At 38.1% G+C, this 23908-nt stretch carries 25 protein-coding genes, 1 pseudogene and 1 riboswitch; of the genes and pseudogenes, 20 read left to right on the top strand and 6 right to left on the bottom strand.

The genetic code is table 11. The annotated features are described in order from the left end of the window. Positions 1-216: 216 nt before the first annotated feature. The 12 genes and pseudogenes from H8787_RS08475 (at position 217) to H8787_RS08420 (ending at position 10783) form a co-directional block, all read left to right on the top strand. Positions 217-612 (top strand): MobC family plasmid mobilization relaxosome protein, encoded by a 396-nt coding sequence (locus tag H8787_RS08475; RefSeq protein ID WP_262350629.1) that lies wholly within the window; start codon positions 217-219, stop codon positions 610-612. After that, positions 606-2243, top strand: a complete 1638-nt coding sequence (locus H8787_RS08470; protein ID WP_187327862.1) for a helical hairpin domain-containing protein — start codon at positions 606-608, stop codon at positions 2241-2243. The genes H8787_RS08475 and H8787_RS08470 overlap by 7 nt, the downstream gene beginning before the upstream one ends. A 35-nt stretch (positions 2244-2278) precedes the next feature. After that, complete coding sequence (locus H8787_RS08465) at positions 2279-3523, top strand: site-specific DNA-methyltransferase (protein ID WP_187327861.1); 1245 nt, start codon at positions 2279-2281, stop codon at positions 3521-3523. An 11-nt stretch (positions 3524-3534) separates the two neighbouring features. Beyond that, entirely contained in the window at positions 3535-3834 is a 300-nt protein-coding gene (locus tag H8787_RS08460) for a hypothetical protein (RefSeq protein WP_187327860.1), read from the top strand. A 147-nt stretch (positions 3835-3981) separates the two neighbouring features. Continuing rightward, the gene (locus tag H8787_RS08455) at positions 3982-5256 is read left to right on the top strand and encodes an ISLre2 family transposase (RefSeq protein ID WP_187328381.1); all 1275 of its coding nucleotides are present in this window, start codon (positions 3982-3984) and stop codon (positions 5254-5256) included. A 526-nt stretch (positions 5257-5782) separates the two neighbouring features. Then, a complete protein-coding gene (locus H8787_RS08450; RefSeq protein ID WP_187327859.1) occupies positions 5783-6295 on the top strand; it encodes a tRNA (cytidine(34)-2'-O)-methyltransferase in 513 nt (170 codons plus the stop codon). A gap of 68 nt (positions 6296-6363) precedes the next feature. Next, positions 6364-6588, top strand: a riboswitch (FMN riboswitch). Between the two features lie 148 nt (positions 6589-6736). Continuing rightward, complete coding sequence (locus H8787_RS08445) at positions 6737-7300, top strand: ECF transporter S component (protein WP_003068171.1); 564 nt, start codon at positions 6737-6739, stop codon at positions 7298-7300. Next, on the top strand, positions 7290-7940 hold the full coding sequence (locus H8787_RS08440) for a phosphatase PAP2 family protein (RefSeq protein ID WP_003068173.1): 651 nt from the start codon (positions 7290-7292) through the stop codon (positions 7938-7940). Before H8787_RS08445 ends, H8787_RS08440 begins: the two co-directional genes overlap by 11 nt. Positions 7941-7962: 22 nt before the next feature. Then, complete coding sequence (locus tag H8787_RS08435) at positions 7963-8289, top strand: MGMT family protein (protein WP_006269449.1); 327 nt, start codon at positions 7963-7965, stop codon at positions 8287-8289. A 41-nt stretch (positions 8290-8330) separates the two neighbouring features. After that, positions 8331-9263, top strand: a complete 933-nt coding sequence (locus H8787_RS08430; RefSeq protein ID WP_187327858.1) for a TIGR01212 family radical SAM protein — start codon at positions 8331-8333, stop codon at positions 9261-9263. A 5-nt stretch (positions 9264-9268) separates the two neighbouring features. Then, complete coding sequence (locus H8787_RS08425) at positions 9269-9814, top strand: tRNA (mnm(5)s(2)U34)-methyltransferase (RefSeq protein ID WP_187327857.1); 546 nt, start codon at positions 9269-9271, stop codon at positions 9812-9814. A gap of 140 nt (positions 9815-9954) precedes the next feature. Next, positions 9955-10783, top strand: a pseudogene (locus tag H8787_RS08420) (IS982 family transposase). A 233-nt stretch (positions 10784-11016) separates the two neighbouring features. On the opposite strand, the gene H8787_RS08415 reads toward H8787_RS08420, so the two are convergent. Together H8787_RS08415 and H8787_RS08410 are read right to left on the bottom strand one after the other, a co-directional pair. After that, positions 11017-11316, bottom strand: a complete 300-nt coding sequence (locus tag H8787_RS08415) for a DUF1827 family protein (protein ID WP_003068181.1) — start codon at positions 11314-11316, stop codon at positions 11017-11019. Between the two features lie 64 nt (positions 11317-11380). Beyond that, entirely contained in the window at positions 11381-11830 is a 450-nt protein-coding gene (locus H8787_RS08410) for an NUDIX hydrolase (protein ID WP_003068183.1), read from the bottom strand. Between the two features lie 156 nt (positions 11831-11986). Between H8787_RS08410 and H8787_RS10170 the strand changes: the two genes are divergently transcribed. From H8787_RS10170 to H8787_RS08400, 3 genes are all read left to right on the top strand, one after another. Then, complete coding sequence (locus H8787_RS10170) at positions 11987-12190, top strand: helix-turn-helix transcriptional regulator (protein ID WP_003068185.1); 204 nt, start codon at positions 11987-11989, stop codon at positions 12188-12190. 100 nt (positions 12191-12290) lie between these two features. Next, positions 12291-12878, top strand: a complete 588-nt coding sequence (locus H8787_RS08405) for a WYL domain-containing protein (RefSeq protein WP_225908964.1) — start codon at positions 12291-12293, stop codon at positions 12876-12878. A gap of 59 nt (positions 12879-12937) precedes the next feature. Then, positions 12938-13543, top strand: coding sequence for a GyrI-like domain-containing protein (locus H8787_RS08400; protein ID WP_187327856.1), 606 nt, complete (start codon positions 12938-12940; stop codon positions 13541-13543). 46 nt (positions 13544-13589) lie between these two features. On the opposite strand, the gene H8787_RS08395 is transcribed toward H8787_RS08400, so the two are convergent. Continuing rightward, positions 13590-15869, bottom strand: coding sequence for an ATP-dependent Clp protease ATP-binding subunit (locus tag H8787_RS08395; RefSeq protein ID WP_187327855.1), 2280 nt, complete (start codon positions 15867-15869; stop codon positions 13590-13592). A 238-nt stretch (positions 15870-16107) separates the two neighbouring features. Here H8787_RS08395 and H8787_RS08390 point away from each other — a divergent pair, with 238 nt between their 5' ends. The 5 genes from H8787_RS08390 to H8787_RS08370 all read left to right on the top strand — a co-directional run bounded on the left by H8787_RS08390 (position 16108) and on the right by H8787_RS08370 (position 19882). After that, positions 16108-16338, top strand: a complete 231-nt coding sequence (locus H8787_RS08390) for a DUF1797 family protein (protein ID WP_039677320.1) — start codon at positions 16108-16110, stop codon at positions 16336-16338. A 167-nt stretch (positions 16339-16505) separates the two neighbouring features. After that, on the top strand, positions 16506-16982 hold the full coding sequence (locus H8787_RS08385) for a ferrous iron transport protein A (protein WP_003068195.1): 477 nt from the start codon (positions 16506-16508) through the stop codon (positions 16980-16982). After that, entirely contained in the window at positions 16979-19123 is a 2145-nt protein-coding gene (gene feoB, locus H8787_RS08380; protein WP_187327854.1) for a ferrous iron transport protein B, read from the top strand. The genes H8787_RS08385 and feoB overlap by 4 nt, the downstream gene beginning before the upstream one ends. A gap of 8 nt (positions 19124-19131) precedes the next feature. Continuing rightward, positions 19132-19266 carry a FeoB-associated Cys-rich membrane protein gene (locus tag H8787_RS08375; RefSeq protein WP_003023693.1) on the top strand — a complete coding sequence of 45 codons (135 nt, stop codon included), beginning with the start codon at positions 19132-19134 and terminating at the stop codon, positions 19264-19266. A 73-nt stretch (positions 19267-19339) separates the two neighbouring features. Continuing rightward, entirely contained in the window at positions 19340-19882 is a 543-nt protein-coding gene (locus H8787_RS08370; RefSeq protein WP_187327853.1) for a ClbS/DfsB family four-helix bundle protein, read from the top strand. 401 nt (positions 19883-20283) lie between these two features. Here the strand turns inward: H8787_RS08370 and H8787_RS08365 are convergent, their stop codons facing one another. The 3 genes from H8787_RS08365 to H8787_RS08355 are packed head-to-tail and all read right to left on the bottom strand — an operon-like array spanning position 20284 to position 23647. Continuing rightward, on the bottom strand, positions 20284-21672 hold the full coding sequence (locus H8787_RS08365; protein WP_003068202.1) for an ABC transporter permease: 1389 nt from the start codon (positions 21670-21672) through the stop codon (positions 20284-20286). A 23-nt stretch (positions 21673-21695) separates the two neighbouring features. Continuing rightward, the gene (locus H8787_RS08360) at positions 21696-22343 is read right to left on the bottom strand and encodes an ABC transporter ATP-binding protein (RefSeq protein WP_187327852.1); all 648 of its coding nucleotides are present in this window, start codon (positions 22341-22343) and stop codon (positions 21696-21698) included. Positions 22344-22354: 11 nt separating this feature from the next. After that, the gene (locus H8787_RS08355) at positions 22355-23647 is read right to left on the bottom strand and encodes an ABC transporter permease (RefSeq protein WP_187327851.1); all 1293 of its coding nucleotides are present in this window, start codon (positions 23645-23647) and stop codon (positions 22355-22357) included. Positions 23648-23908: the final 261 nt, after the last annotated feature.

Genomic DNA, 23908 nt, shown 5'->3' with positions numbered 1-23908 from the left:
TCAATTAAAAAGTAATCGCTCCTAAAGTGAGAGGGACAAGGGGCTTGGGGATTTCCCCAAAACTGAAAAAGGCAAGAAGGAAAACTGCAAAGTTGACCTTCTTTGACCTTTTTTAATATCGCAAATGGATATCCATTTGCTAAGCTTGCCACAAGGAGAGGTGGGGAATACCATCTTGAAGTTATAGATAAATTTTGAATGAAAGGACATCTAAAAATGTCACGACAGAAAGAAAATCGAAAGCGATTTATTCAGCGGCTCATCCGTTTAACGCCAGAAGAAAATGAGCAAATCAAGCACGCAATGGCTCAAATGAATGCTCCTTCTTTTCAATACTACGCAAAAAACCAATTGGTACAAGGGAAGCTAGTCCAAATTGATTTTTCAGAGCTGAAAAATTTACGAATAGCGGTTAATCGGATTGGCGGAAATATCAACCAAATCGCCAAACATGCAAATGAAAATCAAACAATCTCACCAGAAGAGTTGGAACAAGTTTTAGCTTATTTATCGGAGATTAGAAATATAGTCGCAACTAAGCTATCTAGTGCCGAGAAGAAAAGTTTACAAGAAAGAAAAAATAAAGAGATAAGGACGTATGATGAATGGTAGCTATAAAACCACCTAAACAAATTAAAACGTCCTCCAATTTGAAAATTGCGGTACGTTATATTTTAAATGAAGCAAAAACATTAGTCAAAGATGTCAAAGAAACCGACACGGATTTCCCCCTGATTTATCATAATGGAGAAATGCAGCTAAAGCTAGTGTCGTGTCATGGTATTGAGGATGTCAGCGTAGCAGATGAAGAAATGGTGATGACAAAATTAGCAGCTGCTTTTAAAAAAGGAGATGATGACCTAAAAGAATTGACCTCAGGGAAACAAGTCTTAGCGCATCATCTTATCCAGTCGTTTTCTCCAGAAGATAACTTGACGCCTGAACAAGTCCATGAGATTGGACGACAGACCATGATGGAATTTACGGGTGGGGATTATGAGTTTGTGATTGCAACACACGTTGATAAAGATCACCTGCACAACCATATCATTTTATCTACCACCAATACGTCGACGCTGAAAAAAATGCGTTGGCAGAAGAATACACTCAAGAATTTGAGAGCTATTTCCGATAAACATGCAGCCAAAAATGGAGCTAAGATTATTGAGCCGAGCATGAAAAATTCTTACACAAAATATTCTGCTTGGCGCAGACAAAACAATTATCGTTTTGAGATTAAACAACGCTTAGATTTTCTGCTGAGGCAGTCAACTTCTTTAGAAGATTTCAAGCAGAAAGCAACAGCTCTTGATCTTCAAATTGATTTTTCTGGGAAATTTGTCAAGTATCAATTGACGGATCAACCTCAAAAGAGACGGGTTAGAGATGACACCTTATCAAAGAAAGGACGCTACTCACTCGAAAAAATCAAAGAACAGGTTGAGAAAAATCAATTGGTTTATGATGCTTCTGAAATCAAAGAACGCTATCAAGAAACAAAGTCTGAACTCAATAACGATTTTGAATTGAAATTAGAGGTGGCTAGTTGGCAGGTTGAACAAGAAAGTAAACAAGGCATCTATCTTCAAATGGATTATGGTGCCTTAAACAGTGGTACTATTTTAGTTCCAGCTCACAAAGTGGATAAGACGGAAGATGGCAATTATACCATCTACATCAAAGAAAAAGATTACTTTTATTTTCTTAATCCTGATCAATCTCAAAAGAACCGTTACATGATGGGAACGACCGTTGCGAGACAATTAGCGAAGCAAAATGGGGAGCTGCTCGTCACAAAAAATCCGTCCATTTCCTCTATGCGAGAACTCATTAAGGAATATAATTTCTTAGTGGAGCATGGCGTAACAAGTGGTACTCAATTTCAAGAATTAGAAAATCGTTTTAATGAGAAGATTAAAGAAACGGATAAGGAATTGAAACAATTAGATAATCGTCTCGCTAGATTACATAAAATTGAAGGAGCTTTGATGACGTTAGAGGTGGCACCAGAAAATAGTTTCACCGCTATTCAAGTACTTCAGGAATTAAATATTCCAACAAAGACGGAATTGTCAGATATCCAACAGCGTATTCAACAATATCAAATTGAAAAAGAGGCTCTGCAAGAATTCTTTGAAGATACTTTGAAGCAATATACAAACTATCAAGAGATTAAAGATACTATCCGTTCTCGTGAAGCGGCTACTCAAAAACATTCAACGAATGAAAAATCATTAACATAATATTGCTTATACTTAAGGCTTGTAAAGGAGAACAAATGAAAATAGAAACAATACCATTGAGCCAAATCACCCCCTACGATAATAATTCCAAGAAACATCCCAAGTATCAAATTGAACAAATCAAGGAGTCTATTCAAACTTTTGGAAATAATGATCCGATTGCCATTGATGAAAATAATATGATTATTGAAGGACATGGTCGATACCTTGCCTTAAAAGATTTAGGAGTTGCCCAAGTTCCTGTGATTCGTCTGAAGCATTTGACAGAAGAGAAAAAAAGAGCTTATATCTTGGCTCACAATAAAATCACTCTAAATACAGACTTTGATATTGATCTCCTGAAGCAAGAACTGACTAGTATCATGGACATTGATATGGCTCAGTTTGGTTTTTCTGTTAACCTCTTATCTTCTCCTTTAACTGGACAGGAAGAGAAGGATGTCAATATGGATGATGATATAGAAACAATGACGGTAGGAAATCTTTATCAGTTGGGCAGACATCGATTGATGTGTGGGGACAGTACTAATCCAACTCATCTCAAGCAACTTCTTGGAAATACTATTGTAGATCTTTATATCACTGATCCGCCTTATAATGTGGACTACGAAGGAAAAACCAAGGAAGCCATGACGATTCAAAACGATCAAATGGATCAACTAACTTTTCAGAAGTTTTTAACAGATGCTTTTGCAACTGTTGATCACTACTTAAAAGCAGGTGCAGCCTTTTATATTTGGCATGCAGATAGTGAACGTCTGTCCTTTTCCAATGCCATTTTAGCTACAGGTTGGTTGGAAAAACAATGTCTTATTTGGGTCAAAGATAGTTTTGTTTTAGGTCGTCAAGATTACCAGTGGCAACATGAACCCTGTCTTTACGGATGGAAGCCAGGAGCTAAGCATTACTTTGTCAGTGATTTTAGCTCATCAACCCTTCTTGAAAGTAATCTAGAACAGAAAAGTAAGGCTGAATTGATTGACATCATCAAGACCTATCAAGAACACCAATCAACGTCTATTTTAAGAGTCAAGCGTCCACAAGCTAATCAAGACCATCCCACTATGAAGCCTCTAGCACTTATGGAACGGTTGATTAGACATTCTAGTCGACAAGGTGATGTGGTGTTGGACAGTTTTGCAGGAAGTGGAACAACGCTGATGGTTTGTGAGCAGTTGAACCGTATCAATTACTCCATGGAACTTGATCCTAAATATGTCTATCGTATCCTGAAGCGTTTTGAATATGAAACAGGGATCAAAGCAAAACAAATTCTATAGGAGGTAATGTGGTGGCAAATGAGCAGAACTTAATTCCTGTTAATCAACGAACCAAGAGCGAAGCAAGAGAAATTTCACAAAAAGGAGGGATAGCTTCAGGAAAAGCCAGGCAGCAACAAGCTAATTTAAAGCGAGCGTTTGAGACACTCCTAAGCTCTGAAGTCAACAATGAGCAGATGCGAGATTTTCTTATTGGGCTAGGCTATGATCCAACAAATGAAATGGCACTAGCCTTGGTTGTTCTTCAAAAAGCGTTAAATGGTGATATAAAAGCTTTTCGGGAGATACAAGAGTTGATAAATAAGGAATAAGAAAAAGCCACCCCCTAGAGAGTGACCAATCTCAGTGTTAGAAAAAAGCCATATTAATCTTCTAGCACTTCTTTTAGTATATCATATTTTCAAAAACACTTAAATTTAATAAAATAAGGTATGGTTAGATTTGATGAAAGAACTTTTATGGATGAGATGGCACGACTACATGAGAAAGAATTTCTCAAACGTGTTAAATCATATGACGATAAAGTTGCCACTACCATGATACAACATGGTTATAAGCGAGTGGATAGCAGTGAGCGAACCGTACTCTTTACTTTTGGAGAGATGACCTTCTCACGAAACAGATGGCGAAAAGGGAAAAAGACACGTTATCCCGTTGATGAATGGCTAGGATTAAAGCCTTATACCCGCTACTCTCCTGAACTAATTCTTCACATGGCTAAACATGCCTCCAAATTGTCCTATCGGGAAGTTTGCCGAACGATTCAGACAGCTTATGATTTGCTCGTGACAAAAGATGCTGTCTTAAAAGCGGTTAAAGTGGCTGGTCGTCTTTTTTCAGAGAGAGAACAGTATCGCTTTTTGCTCGAAGGAGAGCAACCACAAAAAATCCAAGCAGACAAAATCTACTTGGAAGGGGATGGCGTGATGGTGAAAACAACCTCTGGCGGTGACGAACGTCACAATACCGACTTGGCTCATTTTCTCGTCCATACAGGGACTAAAAATGTAGGTAAAAACCGTTATATCCTACAAAATAAACATGAAATCATTCATACAAACTATGAGACGGCTAGAGAAGAGCTGCTGGATTATCTCTATAACCACTTTGAAATTACTGATAAAACGATTCTGATTACTAATTCAGATAATGGAAAGGGCTATACCAAACGAGTCTTTCAAGAAATTAAGAAGGCTTTAGGGATTAAACATCATGAACATTTTTGGGATGCTTACCACCTAAACGAACAACTCGAAACCTTCCTAAAGCCTTACCCTTATCCCTTACAAGTGCTAGCTTTTAAGGCTATTCAGACATATCAAAAACCTCTCCTTCAGTCAGTCTTTGATACTGTAGAGTCACTTATTCAAAGCGATGAGGAGTATGATCGGTTTCATACTTTCCGTCAAAAACTTTTTGACCATTTCAAAGAAACGAAACCACCCAAATTAAGAGGCCTATCATCGAAAGGGATTGGTGTTATGGAAAGTCAGCACAGGAAAGTTACATACAGGATGAAGCACCGAGGGATGTATTGGTCAGTAAAGGGAGCTTGTGCTATGGCCAAGATGATTCTTTTAGAACGAATGGATCAGCTAGAGGAGTTGTTTTTTGGAGATTGGCGAAGAGAATATCAGTATTATCAAGGAAATAGATTGAGTGCTGGTCGTCTGGTTAACCATTATCCACATAAAGCCGTCATTAGGAAAAAAGGATATTTTGGTAAGTTATAATTATAATTAGGGATACATAAGAACCGCTAAAAAAGGGATTTTTTAGGGTCTTTTTGTCGTACTTTTTCTTGCTTTTTTGTGTAATCTATGGTACAATATACTTATTAAAAACGAAAAAGGTGTAGAAGCGTGAACTTCTACACCACCGATTAAGACAAAACGGAACTTTGCTTAATCAGTCAAACAGTATTGTACCATACCAAGAACAATATCGTCAAGACTGGAGCAGAGAAAAACTTTGTTTCAGTCTTTTTTCGCCAAAGAACCTAATGTTTTCTTAGGTTATAAGGGTTAGTTAGACTTTCCCAAAAATTTAGACACAAACTTTTAAGCTTTTTTTGTTGACATGTGCAAAGAAAGTGATATACTAAGAAAGTACCCTCATTGATTTACCTCAAACCTGTTGTGATGTAAGTTAATGAGCCTTAAACCACGCTGTCTGCTGAGCTTGACTCCGGGCAGTGTGGCTATTTTTTTGCTTGATAGCAATTACAGTTCACTAAGATAGATGAGAAGGCTATAACATATGACAACATTTCAAAACCACATTGTTCTTTTTGAACCGCAAATCCCACAGAATACGGGTAATATTGCTCGGACTTGCGCAGCAACGAATTCACCGCTTCACATCATTTTACCAATGGGATTCCCGATTGATGATCGTAAGATGAAACGAGCAGGTTTGGACTATTGGGATAAGCTGGATATTACTTATTATGACAATTTAGAAGAGTTTATGAGTAAAATGGATGGACATCTCTATTTGATTTCTAAATTTGCGGAGAAGATTTATGCAGCAGAAAATTTTACAACCGCTGGAAATCATTATTTTATGTTTGGGCGTGAGGATAAAGGATTGCCAGAGGATTTTATGCGTGCTCATTCTGAAAAAGCCCTGCGTATTCCGATGAATGATGAACATGTCAGAAGTCTGAATTTGTCAAATACAGTCTGTATGCTGGTGTATGAAGCCCTGCGGCAACAGAATTTTGCAGGTTTGGAGCTAGTACATCACTATGCACATGACAAATTAAAATAGGATTTCTCAAAAGAATGGACGACATCGGATAAAATGCTTGCTCTAGCAAGCTTTTTTTGTTATGATTAAAGGGTCTTCAGGGCAGGGTGAAATTCCCGACCGGCGGTAATTTGCAGCCGTTGACAATCTTTTGTTTTTATATAGCGTTGTAGTTTCTTTGTGTACCTTTGAAACGCCACTTCATTTAAAAACAAAATCTTTGCCAACTGGATAGCTGTTTTAAGTCCGCGAGCGTAAGCTGATGTGGTGCAATTCCACAACCGACAGTATAGTCTGGATGGGAGAAGACGAAAGGCAGGGGAGAAGTCCCAAGACTGTGGCTTTTAATTTTATTTAAGGAGACTTCCTTATACTATCATAAAGGTTTCACTGACTGGGATAAGTTATTCTTCAGCAAGCCTTTCCAGCTTCTCTAATTTAATAAAATTGGAGGAACCTGTTATGACACATACACGCAAAATGGCTATTATTGCCATTCTTTCAGCTATCTCATTTTTGCTGATGTTCTTTGATTTCCCGATTTTGCCGGGAGCCAGCTTTTTGAAGTTGGATTTTAGTATTTTACCAATTCTATTGGGATTAGTGGTACTGAATCTGAGAGGAGCTTTAAGCATTTTACTGGTTCGTTCAGTGCTCAAACTTCTACTGAACAACCAAGGGGTCAATACCTACATTGGTTTGCCGATGAATATCATTGCAGTTGCTGTTTTCGTAATCGCTTTTGCGCTTATTTGGAAAAAAGAACAGACAATCGTTCGTTTTCTGATTGCTTCTGTGGTGGGAACACTGGGATTGACTGTGGCAATGCTTCTTTTGAATTATATCTATGCAATTCCGCTATATGCAACGTTTGCTAATTTTGATATTTCAAAGATTCTTGGTGTAGCAAATTATCTGTTTGCGATGGTCATTCCATTTAATCTATTGGAAGGTGTAGTTTTTGCAATTGCCTTTTGGGTCATTAACTTGCTTTTAAAACCGATTTTAATTAAATATGAAAAATAAACAAACTTTTTTAACCAAGGGCTCTTTTGCCCTTTTACTTTTTGTGATTCTAGGCTATGTTGTCAAGTTTCATCCTAATTATTTAAAAGACTTTGATAGTCTAATTCAGATAACTTTGCGTGGAGATTTGCCACATACTTTGACATTTTTCTTTTCTAGCGTAACGAGTCTGATTAATACGCCCGTTATTATGACCTGGGTCGCAGTTTTGGCTGTTTTTTTCCTTTATAAGAAATGGTGGAGTGAGGCTATTCTTTTAATTGGGAATCTTGCCTTGACGGGGCTTTTAGTTGCTTTTTTGAAAAATATCTATCAACATTCGCGTCCTGCTATTCAACATTTGGTAGAAGAAGGTGGATTTTCTTTTCCGAGTGGGCATGCCTTGGCTTCTACACTAATCTTTGGTACGCTGTTGATTATCGTTAGTCAACGAATAAAATCAGTGCAGACGAAGCGTATCTTGCAAAGTTTGATGATTGTGATGATTTTTATCATTATGACGTCACGTGTGTATCTGGGAGTACATTATCCGACAGATGTGTTGGGAAGCTTTCTCTTAGGCCTAGGAATTTTGCATGTTGAATTTCCTTATTATGATAAGTTGCGTTTTCAATGGCGTTTCAAAGGAAAACAAAAATAGCATTGCTACAAGGAAAAAGATGATGCGAAAAGTGTTAAATGACAAGTTAGTACATCAAATTTTATCAGTTGTGTCCTGTATTCCCTTAGGGAGCGTAGCGACATATGGGCAAATTGCGCAGTTGATTGGGCGAGAAAGAAATGCTCGTTTGGTAGGTCGCGTCCTGTCTCAGGCTGGACTTTATGGGAAGTATCCTTGCCATCGTGTGGTTAATTCCGCAGGACGCTTAGCGCCAGCGTGGGAGGAGCAGAGACATCTCCTTTGGGCCGAAGGAGTGACTTTTAAAACGAATGGCTGTGTGGATTTAAAAAAACACCAATGGAGGCCAACGGATATTAGTAAAGTGTAAATGGAACTCCGAGCGCGAGTTCTGTTTTATTTTGTGGTACAATGAAAGTTATGAAACCTTATAATTCTTTGAATGCTTATTATCGAAAACTATTTGGAGAGAAGACTTTTAAAGTTCCGATTGATGCGGGATTTGATTGTCCCAATCGAGATGGAACGGTTGCTCACGGTGGCTGTACTTTTTGTACGGTGTCAGGTTCTGGTGATGCGATTGTAGCTCCTGAAGCACCGATTCGTGAACAATTTTATAAAGAAATTGCCTTCATGCATCGAAAGTGGCCTGAAGTCAAAAAATATCTAGTTTATTTTCAAAATTTCACCAATACCCACGATAAGGTAGAAGTTATTCGTGAGCGTTATGAACAGGCCATCAATGAGCCAGGGGTTGTAGGTATCAATATCGGTACCAGACCAGATTGCCTGCCTGATGAGACGATTGCCTACCTAGCAGAATTATCTGAACGTATGCATGTGACGGTAGAGTTGGGCCTGCAGACGACTTATGAAACTACTTCGCAATTGATTAACCGCGCACATTCATATGAATTATACGTTGAAACGGTTCAACGGCTGCGGAAATTTCCAAAAATCGAGATAGTTTCCCACTTAATCAATGGTTTGCCTGGTGAAAGCCATGAGATGATGATAGAAAATGTTCGCCGCTGTGTGACAGACAATGATATTCAGGGGATTAAATTACATCTTTTGCATTTAATGACTAACACACGGATGCAACGAGATTATCATGAAGGACGCTTGCAGTTGCTTAGCCAAGATGAGTATGTTGCTATTATCTGTGATCAATTAGAAATAATCCCTGAACATATCGTCATTCATCGAATTACAGGAGATGCGCCACGGGACATGCTCATTGGACCCATGTGGAGCCTCAATAAATGGGAAGTGCTAAATGCGATTGAGCAAGAAATGAAACGTCGTGGTAGCGTGCAAGGTTGTAGGGCAAAGGAGCAGTGATTTATATGTTAAGACCATTGCAAATGGCACATGCTTTTTTATCAGAAGTCATAACCAAAGAAGATATAGTCGTAGATGCTACTATGGGAAATGGATATGATACTCTTTTCTTGGCACAATTAGCTAAAAAAGTCTATGCTTTTGATATTCAAGAACAAGCTATTAAGCAAACCGCTAAGCGCTTGGCAGAAGCTAAAGTAGATAATGTTGAATTGTTTTTAACTGGTCATGAAAATGTGGGGCAGTACATTAAGAGCACGAAGGCAGCTATTTTTAATTTAGGCTATCTGCCGTCAGCAGATAAGTCGGTAATTACCCAGCCACATACAACCATACAGGCCTTGGAAAAATTATGTCAGCGTTTAGAAGCTGGCGGTCGGATTGCGGTCATGATTTACTATGGGCATACAGGTGGCGAGATAGAGCGGGATGCGGTACTAGATTTTGCGAGCCATCTACCCCAACAGGAATTTACCGTGACTTTGTATAAAACTATCAATCAGATCAATCAACCGCCTTTTTTGGTAATGATTGAGAAATTTAATTCGTAATTAACTCAGTCAGAATAGCGTAAAGCCTAGTTAGGCTGAAAAATATGACATATACCCCTGTTGCTAGTTGATTTTGCTTCACAAAAAAGCCCATTTGGTGTACACTGCAAGTGAAGAAAAAAAGCAGAGAGGTAAACCAAATGGACACTTTCCATTATACACCGAGTCGTCATCCTCTTCAACTCAGTATGCCACAGCTTCGTGAAGTCTGATGTGACTTATATCAAAAGATCGCTCCTGATGAGCTGGTTCATCGTAAGAATGTAGAGCAATGCAAGGTTTCAGATGTTTCTGTTTTGACCTTAATGCTGTTCCAGGCAGAAATTGGAATGAAGTCACAGCGAAAATTTTACCAATTGATTCGCAATTTCTTCGGATTCACCAGGCTGGAGAGAAGCCACTTTTATCGTCGTTCTCGTTATTTAGTGCCCCTATTTCAATCAACTGGATTTTGATGAATTGGTCATCATCGATAGTTTTCCAGTCCTCCTCCTTTTCCAGCCTGTCAGAAATCATCGGATTAAGGTCTTGAATAAGGTGGTCAACATTGGCTACTGTGCTTCCAAAAAGATGTGGTTCTACGGTTTGAAAGTGCATTTGGCGGTGACAGAGTCGGGCTATATTTTGGATTATCTGGTTACCCTTGCCTATTCAGGTAGCAGAAGAATTGCTGGAGACCGTGTCCCTTATTCTCGCGTTTTAGGAGATTTGGGATAAAGTAAAGAGTTGAAAGAACGCTTGGAGGCAAAGGGGATTCATCTTTGGACGCCGCTTCGTAAAAATATGGAGGGCATTGATGAGGGTAACATTCCTGCAATTCTAGCCATCCGAGGAACTATTGAAACTCGAATCTTTGTTCTAAATGCAATGTTTGACATTGAGCACCCGATTGTTAGGTCTTTAGCAGGATGGCAATTGGAGATTGAACAGGTTCTTTTAGCCTACCATTTAGAATTTTTTATCAACTAGCAACGCGAGTATCTATTGTTTCTTGTACTGTTTTTCTAGCTATATTTACTTGTATATATTCTGCTTTAATTATTTATCTCGTAGCACGTTATGGAAGTAAAAGATTTAAGTCATAGTTAGAGAAAAGCGGTTTGGCGAAATAAAAATCGTCTTAAAAGTTAGATTTTTCTATCTAACTTTTGGGGTGATTTCTTAAGCGCGAAATGCAAGATAAAAAATAAGCCCACAAGGGCTTATTTTGTTGGAATAGAAATTTCAATCAAGTTAGTAGAGTAGAGTGTTTTAATTCGAGATGCATCAATCAATTTTGTATCAATTTTTCGTTTTAGGAAAAATTCTCGAATTTTTTCAACTTCTTGTTCGCGAATAGCGCGGTGTTTATTTGAAATCAGGATTTCATAATGAAGTGGAGCCTGCGTAAAAACAACATCTGTATTTCCAGCAGAAAAAGTTTCAACTAAAGTGGCATCTGTGCTTTCTAACTGGCTTTGGACAAGATTCGCGTGGCTATTGGTTGTATTGATAAGCTTCATAATGATTTCCTCCTATATGCTAACCCTATTATAGCACTTTTCCATAAGAAATGTGAACAATTTCTCAGACTTTATGACTCTTTTTCCACATTTCAATTCCCCATTTATGGCTTCCGCGTTTTAGTTTGGAAATAGCTTCTTCGATTGGAAACCAAGCAAGCTGATTAAAATCCTCTAAAGGTGCTTGTGATTGCTCATAATGGCTTACTTCGTAAATGTAGGCAGGATTGTAAAAGTGGGTATCACGATGGCGAGAGTAGAAGTATTCGTCTGCTTGTCCGTAATATTGCTCGATTTCAGCTGTGAAGCCAAGTTCTTCAATCAATTCGCGTTCAAGTGCGGTTCGATGGTTTTCACCTTCTTCGATTTCACCACCTGGTAAAAACCAAGCTCCATTTGGTGCTTGCACTAAGATGATTTTTTCTTTTTTAGCATCTGGAATAACTGCGTAAACACCATAGCGATTTACATATTGAACGCTTTCTTTCTTTTCTCCAAAAGTTGCGACTGTCATATTTGTTCCTCTTTTGTGACTAGTTTACTATTATCATAAAGGATGAAGTGATTACTGTCAAGGGTTTAATAAGATTTCTTTTTGTTCAATCACTTGGTATTAAAACGAGACAAGATTTGGCAAGTTATAGTGGTATAATTATAGAGAGGTGAGAACATGACTCAAGGAAGATTACTAGGTATCATTTATTATCTACTGGGAAATGGACATGCTACAGCACCAGCATTGGCTGAGAAGTTTGAGGTGTCGATTCGTACTATTTATCGTGATGTGGATCGGTTAAGCAGTGTAGGTATCCCTATTTATTGTAATCCGGGGAAAGGCGGTGGTATTTTTACTGGATTCATTTGTACTGGATAAAAGTTTACTATCGGCTCAGGAGCAAGAAGAATTGCTTTTATCTGTACAAGGCTTATAAACTTTACGAGAGGAACATCAAGTATTAGAAAAGCTGCAGGCTTTGTTTCAAATTAAAATGGATAACTGGCTACAAATTGATTTTACAGATTGGCGTGGGCAAAAACACCATCAAGAAACGTTTGAGCAGATTAAGAGAGGAATCTTTCAGAGGCGGCTTCTTCAGTTTGACTACTTGAATCAACAGGGTGAAGGGACAAGCAGATGGGTTGAACCTATGCAATTGATTTTTAAAAGTCAAGATTGGTATTTATATGGATTTTGTCGGAGAAAACAGGATTATCGGTTATTCAAACTAAGTCGAATCAATCACTGCCAGCTATCAACTGAAATATTTGACCGAGAGTTAAGACAAGCTGACTTTCAAAGTAAAGAAAGCCAAAAGGAAACAATTCGGCTACAATTGAAATTTGAAAAACATCGAGCTTTTCGTGTCTATGAAGAATTTTCTGGTTTGATTTCGACAGATGTGGTAGGAAATTTACTTGTAGAAGCAGAATTTCCGAATCATGACAGTCTTTATGCTTATCTTTTATCCTTTTTGGATGGAGTGGAAGTGTTAGAACCGCCTGAAGTGCGACAGAATTTAGCAAAAAAATTAAACGAAATTTCCCAAAAATATAAAAGTTGACAGAAACTGACAAGTTTACTTTGTTATGATTATGATAGAAAAACGAAAGGGGTAAACAAATGAAATATGAATGGAGAAAGGCTGAAAAAGCTATATATGGTGTGAAGGTAAGTCCGACGCTAGTAACGGTTCCTGAACAGGCTTTCATTATGATTGACGGAGCAGGCAATCCAAATAGCCCTGATTTCTCTGAGCGGGTTTTGGCTCTGCACTCTCTTGCTTATGCAGTTAAAATGGATTATAAAAAATCCAATCCAGAGCTAGAAGTGACAGATTTTACAGTCTATCCGCTGGAAGGGATTTGGCGGCAAAAAGAAGCAGAAGTTTTAGTAAAAGATGACTTGGTTTATACGATTATGATTGCTCAGCCAGAGTTTATTACAAATGAAATGGTTGAAACAGCTCTCGAAAAAGTAAAAGTGAAAAAACCAAATCCGTTTTATAATGAGATTCGCTTTGAACGAATAAGCGAAGGAAGCAGCGTTTCCATGCTTCATGTAGGACCATTTGACGATGAACCACAAATCTTCGCGAAAATGGATGCTTTCTGTCAAGAAAATGGGTTAAAACGCTGCACAGCATATCATCGTGAAATTTATTTGAACAATAAAAATCGAACAGCTCTCCAGAAGTTGAAGACAATTTTGAGATATAGAGTTCAGTAACGAAAAATTACTCCCTAGAGAAACTTCTAAGGAGTGATTTTCATAGTCAGTTAGCAGTGTCGTCTGCTGTTGTTTTAATTTCTTTTTCGGTCTCGTTTTCAGACTTTTTGGACGACTTGATAACAATCTTGCTATTGCTCGTCATGACAGCTTTGAGCTCTTTTTCGCTTGGATGTTCAAGATAGTAGTCGGTGATAGCATCCTCGATGTGATCTTGGATTGTCCGACGAAGTGGACGAGCTCCCATTTTTGGATCGTAACCAAGATTAACTAATTTTTCCTTGACTTTGTCTGTTACGTCTAGGTGAATACCATTTACAGCTAAGCGTTTATTCACATCTTCAAGCATCAAATCTACGATTTGTAGGAGATTTTCCTTGCTAAGAGATTTGAACTCAATAATACCATCGAAACGGTTCATAAATTCTGGACTGAAGAAGTTTCCTAATTCACCGATAACAGAATTAGTTCGTCCTTCACGCGCTGCACCAAATCCAACGTTTGCTTCGACTTTTCCAGTACCGGCGTTGGAAGTCATAATGATAATCGTATCTTTGAAACTGACTGTCCGACCTTGTCCATCTGTCAGACGTCCGTCATCCAGTACTTGTAAGAACATATGCATGACATCTGGGTGAGCTTTTTCTATTTCATCAAGTAAAATGAGAGAATAAGGATTACGACGTACACGTTCTGTTAATTGTCCAGCTTCTTCGTAGCCAACGTAACCTGGAGGCGCTCCGACGAGTTTTGCTACGCTATGTTTTTCCATATACTCACTCATATCAAAACGAATCATGCTGTCAGCTGAACCAAAGAGCTCAATCGCTAGTTGTTTAGAAAGTTCTGTTTTGCCGACACCGGTTGGCCCAACAAAAAGGAAAGAACCAATTGGTCGGTCTGGTGTACCTAGTCCAACTCGATTACGGCGAATGGCCTTCGCAATTTTATCAACAGCATCATCTTGACCAATGACATGAGCTTTCAAATCATTAGCCAGACTAATCAATTGTGATTGTTCCTTTTCTTTCAAGTCGCCAACTGGAATATTTGTCTTTTGCTCAATGATATGTTCAATGGTTTTTTCACTGATAAGAGGCGTATCTTGATCAGCCATTTTATTTTGCTGCATTTCTTTGTATTTGGCAATTTGGTCACGGAAATAAGCAGCTTTTTCAAAATCTTCATCACGAGTAGCTTGTGCCTTGAGGTTTTCAGCTTCTACCAATCGTTGATCAATGATTTTTGGATCGACAAAGTTAAGTGTCAGATTCATCTTAGAGCCTGCTTCGTCTAGCAAGTCAATGGCCTTATCAGGCAAGAAGCGATCTTGGATATAACGATTGGACAAGACAGCTGCTGCTTCAATGGCATCGTCTGTGTATTTGACGTGGTGATAGTCTTCGTATTTCTTTTGAATACCTTTGAGGATAGTGATCGTTTCTTCAACTGTTGGTTCATCAACTTTTACAGGCTGCATACGGCGTTCCAGTGCAGCATCTTTTTCGATAATCCGGTATTCATTGAGAGTTGTGGCACCGACTAATTGGAGTTCACCGCGAGCAAGTGCTGGTTTTAGGATGTTTCCAGCATCCATATTTCCATCGCCAGCAGAACCAGCTCCAACAATTTCGTGAATTTCATCAATGAATAATATAACATCTTGTCGAGAGCGAATTTCGTTCATGAGTTTTTGCATTCGTTCTTCAAATTGACCACGGATACCAGTTCCTTGAACCAAACTAACGACATCTAAACGAATGACTTCTTTGCCTTGGAGTTTATGTGGCACATCACCGTCTACAATTTTCTGAGCCAAGCCTTCGACAACTGCTGTTTTACCGACACCGGGCTCTCCGATGAGGACAGGATTGTTCTTCGTTCTACGATTGAGGATTTCAATGACGCGCACAATTTCTTCGTCACGACCAATTACAGGGTCAATCTCGCCCCGCCGAGCAAATTCAGTTACATTGATACCAAATTCTTCTAGGAGGCCTTTGGGTTGTTGTGGTACTTGTTGGCGCGTGCTGCCACCTTGATTGGAACCATAGCCTCCGTTACCGTATCCGCCACCTGATTGAGTAGGAGGGGTCTGCGGTTCTTGATGATTTTGAAAATTCCCTAGATTGCTAAAGAAATCATCAAAAGGGTCTAAATTATTTTGATTGTTCATATTGGTCATGCCACGAAATAAGGCATTATTTGGGTCTGTTTTCATGATTTGATAACAATTTTGACAGAGGTCAACTTGGTGTTGTTTTCCATTCACATTTGTGTAAAGGTGAATAGTTGATTCGTTTATTTTACAATTTTGACAAAGCATGTGCTACCTCTTTCTTTTAAAATTTGCTTGACGGAAATCAATTGGTCAATAATAGTCAAACTTCTTATTTTCATTATAGCAGTATTCTAAAACATTGCAAGAATAAAGTGTTAAAAGATAGAATTTTATATTTGAGCATTTCATTTTGTGTTAAATTTACCAAAAATGGGTCTTTTGCTGGTATTTCATCTTTCATTTGTGGTAAAATAGTAACGTATAAATGAATAGGAGAAGGAAAATGGAATCACATTTAGTAAGAATTATCAATCGTTTAGATGCTATGACAAAAGATGGCGGCAATTTGAAACGTAATTTTGAACGTGACGGGGTTGTTGTAGCAGAAGTAACTTATAGCTATGACGAAGAAAATGGCTCAGTATTCACTCTTCGCGATGTTGCAGCGCGTGAAATCTATACTTTTGATAGCATTGATTTGATTGCAATGGAAATCTATGAATTGTTATATTAAATTTGTTAGTCTCTAATAAATATGTCCTCTAGGCATCTGCTTAGGGGATATTTATTTTGCAATAATTTTTGCTTATCTATCTTAGAATTGTCAGAAATTCTTAGAAAAAAGTGGTATACTAATGATGGTAGTAAGCATATTTCTTGACAAAATGAAAAGGAGAGAGTATGGATTTATCTCAAATAAAATTAGTAACAGAATATGAAATTGTCGGAATCGATCTAGAGGAAGCGAGTGTCCGTCATTTAGCTGATCTAGGGATTAAGATAGGCAGTTTTATTCAAGTCATTTCAAAAACAAACGACACAGCTATTCTCTTAGTTCGAGCTGCGAGGATTGCCTTGGATAATTCTATTTTGGAAAAGCTGGATGTTGTGCCAAAGGGCAGCAGCAAATCTTCTCTTCCTTTATCTGAGTTGGCTATTGGAGATTCGGCATACATCGAAGCAATTCATGCAGATGGTGCTTTAAAACGACGGTTGATGGACATGGGGTTGACCAAAAACACAAACGTTCAATTGCAAAAAGTTGCACCGTTGGGTGATCCACTTGAGATTAAGCTTAGGGGCTATGACTTGACCTTAAGAAAGTCGGAGGCTAGCTTGATCAGTGTGGTGAAAGGTGAAAAGGAAGCAAAACAATGAAAGAATTAGCGCTTGCGGGAAATCCGAATAGTGGAAAGACTAGTTTGTTTAACCTATTAACTGGTAGTAGCCAGCATGTGGGAAATTGGCCTGGTGTCACTGTCGAGAAGAAAAGTGGTCTGTTTAGCAAAAACAAAAAAATTATTATCCAAGACCTACCGGGAATTTACTCGTTGTCGCCTTATACTTCTGAAGAAGTGATTAGTAGAAATTATCTTTTAAGCGGTAATGCAGACGGGATTTTGGATGTAGTTGACGCAACCAATTTGGAACGAAATCTATACTTGAGCTTGCAATTGATTGAGACAGGAATTCCGGTTGTGCTGGCTTTAAATATGAGCGATGTCGTTGAAAAACAAGGGAAATGGATCGATACGACTAAATTAAGTTATCAGCTAGGTGTGCCAGTCGTTGCGACCAGTGCTTTGAAAAAGACTGGGATTGACCAAGTCATGCAGCAGGTCTTACGAGAAATGGAGCGCACGGATGAAACGCTCTATCCTGTTTACGACAGCCATTTTGAAGCGGCTTTGTCAGAAATTATCCGCATTTTAGGAAATGCAGTGCCTCAAAAACAGGCTCGTTTTTATGCCATTAAGCTTTTTGAACGTGATAAAGAATTATCCGAACAGCTGGTGTTGTCTGATTTCCAAAAAGCGGAGATTGAAGATGCGATTAGGATTACGGAGGAAATCTACACTGAAGACGCAGAGACCATTGTTGTTAATGCGCGCTATGAGTTTATTGAGTCAGCAGTCAAAATGGTGCTGCAAGCCGATGTTACTAAATTAAGTTTGTCAGACAAGATTGACCGTATTGTGACCAATCGTTATTTAGCTTTACCAATCTTTGCGCTTGTTATGTGGTTGGTGTATTTCCTCTCTATTCAAACGATTGGAACGATGGGAACGGATTGGACAAACGACATCCTCTTTGGAGAATGGATTCCGAACGGTATCAAATCACTGCTGGAACACTTAGCAGTATCTGATTGGCTTCAATCCTTGATTGTTGATGGGATTGTTGCAGGTTGTGGGGCTGTTTTGGGCTTTGTTCCTCAGATTTTTGTCTTATTTGTTTGCTTGGGAATTTTGGAAGACATTGGTTATATGAGCCGGATTGCCTTTGTTATGGATCGGCTGTTTAGACGCTTTGGCTTATCTGGGAAATCTTTTATTCCTATGCTGATTTCTACGGGATGTGGTGTTCCTGGCGTTATGGCGAGTAGAACTATTGAAAATGAACGTGACCGTAGGATTACGATTATGACAACAACATTTATGCCTTGCTCCGCTAAATTACCAATTATTTCTTTGATTGCTGGAGCGTTCTTCCCTAATAATCCTTGGATTGCACCAAGCGCTTATTTTATCGGAATGGGAGCCATTGTCTTATCAGGAATTGCTTTGAAAAAGACGGCAATTCTCGGTGGCGCTGTGGCACCTTTTATCATGGAGCTACCGAGTTATCACTTGCCACAAGTCAAAACTGTTTTGCGCTATGCGGGACAGAAGGCTTTGAGTTTCATCAAACGGGCTGGAACGATTATCTTTGTGACTAATATTTTCATCTGGTTTGCTAGTTCCTATAACTTTAGCTTACAGGCGGTCGAAACAGAAAATAGTATTCTAGCTACCTTAGGAAAAGGATTAGCTTGGATCTTTACTCCTCTTGGATTTGGTAATTGGCGAGCAACTGTAGCAGCTATTACCGGCTTATTAGCTAAAGAGACGGTGATTTCGACTTTTGGAATTTTGTATAAAGTGACTGATGCGACAGAGACTACGAAAGAACTATGGAACAATCTCCAACAGCATTATACGGCGCTTTCCGCCTATTCATTTCTTGTCTTTAACTTGCTTTGTGCCCCTTGTTTTGCAGCGATTGGTGCGATTCATCGCGAAATGGGCAATGCGAAGTGGACGTGGATTGCTCTATCTTTCCAAACACTACTGGCTTATAATGTCAGTCTTGTGATTTATCAGTTTGGTCAAGCGTTGCTATATGGAAAAGGATTATCTTCTGGAACTATTTTTGCTCTATTCGTTGTAGTAGTTGGTCTCTATTTCATCTTTAGAAAACCACGTAAAGAAAAAATAGAAGTTATCACTTTAGATAATCTGACACATCAAACAGTATAGGAGAAATTATGTCCACGATTATTGTATTTATCATCATTTTAGTTTTAGCAGGTGCAGCTATGCACCATATCATCAAAGGAAAAGGACGCTGTGGCGATTGCGACTGCCAATGTGAAATCAAAGAAAAAATGAGACAAAAATAAAGAGAAAACTAAAAATATGACAGAGGTTGTCAGGTCATTTGTTATATGATTTATTAAAAAAGGAGAACACAACATGGTAAGACCTACTAGCAAGACTGAGTTGATTAGTGCAGCAACACAGCAATATGCAAAGCTACAGTCATTGATTTCCCGATTAACAGAAGAAGAGTTGAATACCACATTTGATTTTTCAAAAGATGAGAAACGGAAAGAAGCTCATTGGAAGAGAGATAAAAATCTTAGAGATGTTCTCATTCATCTTTATGAGTGGCAACAATTACTTCTCAATTGGGTGTATTCCAATCAAAATGGTGTCGAAAAATCGTTTTTGCCAGCACCTTATAATTGGAGAAGCTATGGTGAGATGAATGTGGCATTTTGGCAAAAACATCAACAGACACTGCTAGAAAAAGCAATCAAGTTGCTTCATCAATCACAGGAAAAAGTGCTAACCCTGGCTGAAACCTTTACAAATGAAGAGCTGTTTTCAAAGAGCGTTTATAAATGGGTTGGTGGGAGTACTCTTGGCTCCTACTTTGTCAGCTGCACATCCAGTCACTACGACTGGGCTATGAAGAAGCTGAAAGCACATCAAAAGAACTGTAAAAATCAGTAAACAATCAGTATGGTTGGGAGCAAAAATACAAACAACAATGCTCAAGCGAGCCAAATCCACAGTAGCTCATCTCGTCCGCTGGGCTGACGGAGCCAATCAAAACAGTCTCATCCTGTTCGCCGGGCTGACGGAGCAAACCAAAAGTAGTTCATCTCGTCCGCCGGGTTGACGTGGTAAACTAAAAGTAGTTCATCTCGTCCGCCGGGTCGACGTGGTAAACTAAAAGTCATTTATCTTTTCGACTAGGTCGACAGATCCAATCCAAAGCGGTTCATTTTATCGACCAAGTCGACAAAGCGAACCTCACGTCATTTCATCCGAGAGTCAGTCCAGCTGTCTATAAAATAAATCGGTCCGTCAACTTAGCTGACGGACCGATTTTGTCTGAACTCATTGATATCTTATTTGCTGTTATCTCCCATTAGTAAGTCTTTTGGTTGCTTACTAAGGAGCGTGATTGAAGCAATGAGGACGGAAACGATGATAATAGCAAGTCCAAAGATGACCACTTTGGTCATATCATCAGGAGATACATGTACATTGAGGCTAGTGAGGGTCTTGTTAAAGCCATCCACTTCAGCCCCGCCTCCAAGATTGGCGCTCTTACCTTCTCGAGCTAGTTTTTCAGCAATACCACTGGTAACTTGTTTTAAAATGCTATTTCCCATCACCTTGCTGACAGCACTACCTGCAAAGTAAGCACCAATGAAGCTAAATATACTTACAAAGAGAACTTCTGTGATAAATTGGAAGAAAATCTTTGTTTTGCTAATTCCCATTGAAAGCATGATTCCCATTTCTTTTCTACGACCATTGATCCATAAGAACAAGACTAGCGTAAGAACAATCGCTCCAAAGATTAGCGTTCCGATTAAGAGGTTTCCAGTAACGCCGTAAATACCGTTAATAGAAGATTGAAGTGCTGGGAAGTTGCTTGTGCTCTTAACAAGGGTGTAGGCTTCCCAATCAATAGATGATATTTCTTTTACTTTCGCCATCACTTTATCAATATCTTGGCTACCGTTTACAAAGAAAGTAGCATCTTGATAAATAGCGTTTTTATCTGTTGAACCTTGTAAAGTTTTAGTTGTTTCTAAGTCTGTAATAAAGGTATTTTCATACAATTCTTGAGGACTAGAAACGCCTCCTTTATTTTTCCCGTCAAAAATTCCGATAACTGTCACTTTAGTCGTTTTATTAGCTTTGCGAACGTTATCATAGTCATAAGTATTCGATTTTATATTAATCGTATCGCCGACTTTAAGTTTGTTCTTTTCTGCAAAATCTTTATGAATTAAAGCAACATTTTTGTCATTTTTGTTGATATGTCTACCTTCAACTAGTTTGAAGGTTTCTGCGGTAAATTTATCATCTTTAGATGAATCGTTGATACCTGTTGCCATAATGGCACGGCCGAATTTTTGTTTTCTATCTTCGCTTTCAAAGTCGGTTTCTCCAGATTCAACCAATTGGTGATCAATTAAGTCAGCGACAACATTCATTCGTTTGATGTAGCCAGAGATACCTTTAACTTTTTCCACAGCTTCGATATCTTCGCCTTTAAGATTTCCTGCTCCGCGAGGTGTACCTTGGTTTACTTCGCGGTTAATCTGCATTGAGAAACTGCTAGTGATATTTTTGAAAGTTTCTTTTGAAGCAGCGTCTGTTGCATTTTTAACAGCAATACTGCCAAGTGTTAAAGTAGAGATGGCTAACAGGATTAAAAAGATAATCAGTGTTTTTATTTTTTTGCGCCATACATAGGCAAGAGCGTTCTTTATCGTTAACATATAATTTCTTCTCCTTGGAGGTCTTATTTATAATTCTTAGTGACTTCGACTAAGTTCTTATTGCTTAACTCTAAGATGACGTCTGCTTTATTAGCTAACTCTTTGCTGTGTGTCACCACAATCACACATTTATTTTTTTGTTTAGCTGATTTAATTAGGACTTCAATGATGTCCATGGCAGTACCTTCATCTAAGTTCCCAGTTGGTTCATCTGCTAAGATAATTGGTGCTGTAGATGCAAGAGCGCGTGCAATAGCAACCCGTTGCTGCTGGCCACCTGATAATCGTAATACGTTACGATGGATTTCTTTTTCGTTGAGTCCAAGTTGTAGTAAGCTATCTTTACTTGCTTGAGAATTTACGAGTCGAACATTCTCCATCGGAGTTAAGTAATCGATTAAATTATAATTTTGGAAAACCAGGGAGATTTGTTTCCGTCTGTGATGGTTATAGCCTTTTTGAGCGATGTCTTGATCTTCAAAGAGGATTTTTCCTTTTGTAGGAGTATCAAGTCCTGCAAGAAGGGAAAGCAAGGTTGATTTTCCTGCACCAGATTTCCCTATAATAGCATAAAATTTTCCTTCTTCAAATGAAGCTGTGATCTGATTCAATACATTTTCTTGTAGGCTATTGTATTGGTAACTAACTGAATCCATTTTTAAAATTGTCATGTTTTGTCTCCTTAACTTATATCGGTTAAAATATCTTTTGGTTTTTTATGTAGGATAATAGAAGATGAACCTACTACTGCAAGTAAAATAATGAAGAGCAGTATTCCATAAGTCATCAAAATAGTAGAGGTATGTAAGTGCGGAACGATATTTTCAAAAATAGCGGATGAGCTATCTTGTTGTTGACCGCCTTTTATAAACCCTTTGAATACCATAGTGGAAATATAAGAGCCACTAATAGAAGCTAGTGCCATACTAAATACTGATATGATAACCAGTTCCAGTATGAATTGAGAGATAATCATCGCTTTTGAAATACCGAGAGATAATAGTACTCCGATTTCATAAATTCTTTCTCTCAACCAGAACATGAGAATCAAGGAAAGAACGATGATACTTCCAATAATGATACTGAAAGTTAAAACATTAATAATCTGTTTGAAACTGGTAACAGAAGAAGAAACTGCTTCAAAAGCCTTAGAATTTTTAACAAGATCAGTTTGCTTCCAATCAATTTTTGACTTTTTGACTGTATTGATGACTTTATCAATTTGATTTGGATTTGATACGAAATAAACGGCTGCAGATAATTTATAATCAGCTGGTTTGTAGCCTTGTAAGTATTGGCTCGATTCATAGTCCATATAGACAGTATTTTCTGTCGCATCTGAGCTTAAACCTGTTTGTTTCTCTTCTTTTTTTCCAGAGAAGATACCAGCAATTTCAAACTCTACTTCATGGAGTTGTTTAGCATCCTCATCCTTTAAGGAAGCTCCCTTTAGTTTTAGTTTATCTCCAACCTTTAAATGGTTCTTTTTAGCTAATTTTTCATGGATGAGAATCTTGGATTTATCGCCTTTACGAATTGGCTTTCCTTGTTCAAGTTTGAAAACACCACTTGCAAAGGTTGTTTCTAGAGTAGAATCACTTGTTCCTAATGCAGCAACCAGATTGTTGAGGACAGGGTTTTGATTGTCTCTTGTGACACCTTGTTTTTTCTTAACAACAGTTTTATCTGTCAAACTTGCTAAAGCATCGTATTTGAAGTTGAATTTTGAAATTTCTTTATTCTCAAGTAATTTTTCTGCTGTTTTTAGTGAAAGTGGTCGTTCAAGTGTTTTGCTAGTTATTGTAAAGCCAGTATTTGATGCGTCATAGATTTTCTTTTCGATATTATTAGTCGTTCCCATAATAGAAAAGCTACTAGTTAAGGCAGTTGAAATGAGAGTAAGTATCAGAAATACAAGAAGAGTTTTAACTCTTTTTCTACTGATGTAATTCAAAGCCTGCTTGGCTATTTGCATAATTTTCTTCCCTTCTATATATTTTAAAACTAAATCGGTACCGTGTTCTATGTTAAAGCAGTTACCTTAAAATAGTTTTAAGGTTTAAGGTAATTTTAAGTTTTTTGGCTGATTTTTTTCTGTTTTTTATGTAAATTTTTGTAAAATATTAAAAGCTGAAAGAAGGAAGGAATTCTACGATCTTTTGATTGATAATGTTTTATAAGAAAAAGCAGTCATTTTTTTGTTATATGTTATAATAGAATGAAGAAATTAGAAATG

Source organism: Streptococcus sp. NSJ-72, from assembly GCF_014334035.1.
Classification (GTDB): domain Bacteria; phylum Bacillota; class Bacilli; order Lactobacillales; family Streptococcaceae; genus Streptococcus; species Streptococcus constellatus.
Note: the sequence above shows the minus strand (reverse complement) of the source record. Positions and strands in the feature narration are given on the sequence as shown.

What these genes read in the sequence shown, in the direction of transcription:
- H8787_RS08475 (WP_262350629.1), top strand. Translation starts at nt 217, where the DNA reads ATGTCACGACAGAAAGAAAATCGAAAGCGATTTATTCAGCGGCTCATC.
- H8787_RS08470 (WP_187327862.1), top strand. Translation starts at nt 606, where the DNA reads ATGGTAGCTATAAAACCACCTAAACAAATTAAAACGTCCTCCAATTTG.
- H8787_RS08465 (WP_187327861.1), top strand. Translation starts at nt 2,279, where the DNA reads ATGAAAATAGAAACAATACCATTGAGCCAAATCACCCCCTACGATAAT.
- H8787_RS08455 (WP_187328381.1), top strand. Translation starts at nt 3,982, where the DNA reads ATGGATGAGATGGCACGACTACATGAGAAAGAATTTCTCAAACGTGTT.
- H8787_RS08450 (WP_187327859.1), top strand. Translation starts at nt 5,783, where the DNA reads ATGACAACATTTCAAAACCACATTGTTCTTTTTGAACCGCAAATCCCA.
- H8787_RS08445 (WP_003068171.1), top strand. Translation starts at nt 6,737, where the DNA reads ATGACACATACACGCAAAATGGCTATTATTGCCATTCTTTCAGCTATC.
- H8787_RS08440 (WP_003068173.1), top strand. Translation starts at nt 7,290, where the DNA reads ATGAAAAATAAACAAACTTTTTTAACCAAGGGCTCTTTTGCCCTTTTA.
- H8787_RS08435 (WP_006269449.1), top strand. Translation starts at nt 7,963, where the DNA reads ATGCGAAAAGTGTTAAATGACAAGTTAGTACATCAAATTTTATCAGTT.
- H8787_RS08430 (WP_187327858.1), top strand. Translation starts at nt 8,331, where the DNA reads ATGAAAGTTATGAAACCTTATAATTCTTTGAATGCTTATTATCGAAAA.
- H8787_RS08425 (WP_187327857.1), top strand. Translation starts at nt 9,269, where the DNA reads ATGTTAAGACCATTGCAAATGGCACATGCTTTTTTATCAGAAGTCATA.
- H8787_RS08415 (WP_003068181.1), bottom strand. Translation starts at nt 11,316, where the DNA reads ATGAAGCTTATCAATACAACCAATAGCCACGCGAATCTTGTCCAAAGC.
- H8787_RS08410 (WP_003068183.1), bottom strand. Translation starts at nt 11,830, where the DNA reads ATGACAGTCGCAACTTTTGGAGAAAAGAAAGAAAGCGTTCAATATGTA.
- H8787_RS10170 (WP_003068185.1), top strand. Translation starts at nt 11,987, where the DNA reads ATGACTCAAGGAAGATTACTAGGTATCATTTATTATCTACTGGGAAAT.
- H8787_RS08400 (WP_187327856.1), top strand. Translation starts at nt 12,938, where the DNA reads ATGAAATATGAATGGAGAAAGGCTGAAAAAGCTATATATGGTGTGAAG.
- H8787_RS08395 (WP_187327855.1), bottom strand. Translation starts at nt 15,869, where the DNA reads ATGCTTTGTCAAAATTGTAAAATAAACGAATCAACTATTCACCTTTAC.
- H8787_RS08390 (WP_039677320.1), top strand. Translation starts at nt 16,108, where the DNA reads ATGGAATCACATTTAGTAAGAATTATCAATCGTTTAGATGCTATGACA.
- H8787_RS08385 (WP_003068195.1), top strand. Translation starts at nt 16,506, where the DNA reads ATGGATTTATCTCAAATAAAATTAGTAACAGAATATGAAATTGTCGGA.
- feoB (WP_187327854.1), top strand. Translation starts at nt 16,979, where the DNA reads ATGAAAGAATTAGCGCTTGCGGGAAATCCGAATAGTGGAAAGACTAGT.
- H8787_RS08375 (WP_003023693.1), top strand. Translation starts at nt 19,132, where the DNA reads ATGTCCACGATTATTGTATTTATCATCATTTTAGTTTTAGCAGGTGCA.
- H8787_RS08370 (WP_187327853.1), top strand. Translation starts at nt 19,340, where the DNA reads ATGGTAAGACCTACTAGCAAGACTGAGTTGATTAGTGCAGCAACACAG.
- H8787_RS08365 (WP_003068202.1), bottom strand. Translation starts at nt 21,672, where the DNA reads ATGTTAACGATAAAGAACGCTCTTGCCTATGTATGGCGCAAAAAAATA.
- H8787_RS08360 (WP_187327852.1), bottom strand. Translation starts at nt 22,343, where the DNA reads ATGACAATTTTAAAAATGGATTCAGTTAGTTACCAATACAATAGCCTA.
- H8787_RS08355 (WP_187327851.1), bottom strand. Translation starts at nt 23,647, where the DNA reads ATGCAAATAGCCAAGCAGGCTTTGAATTACATCAGTAGAAAAAGAGTT.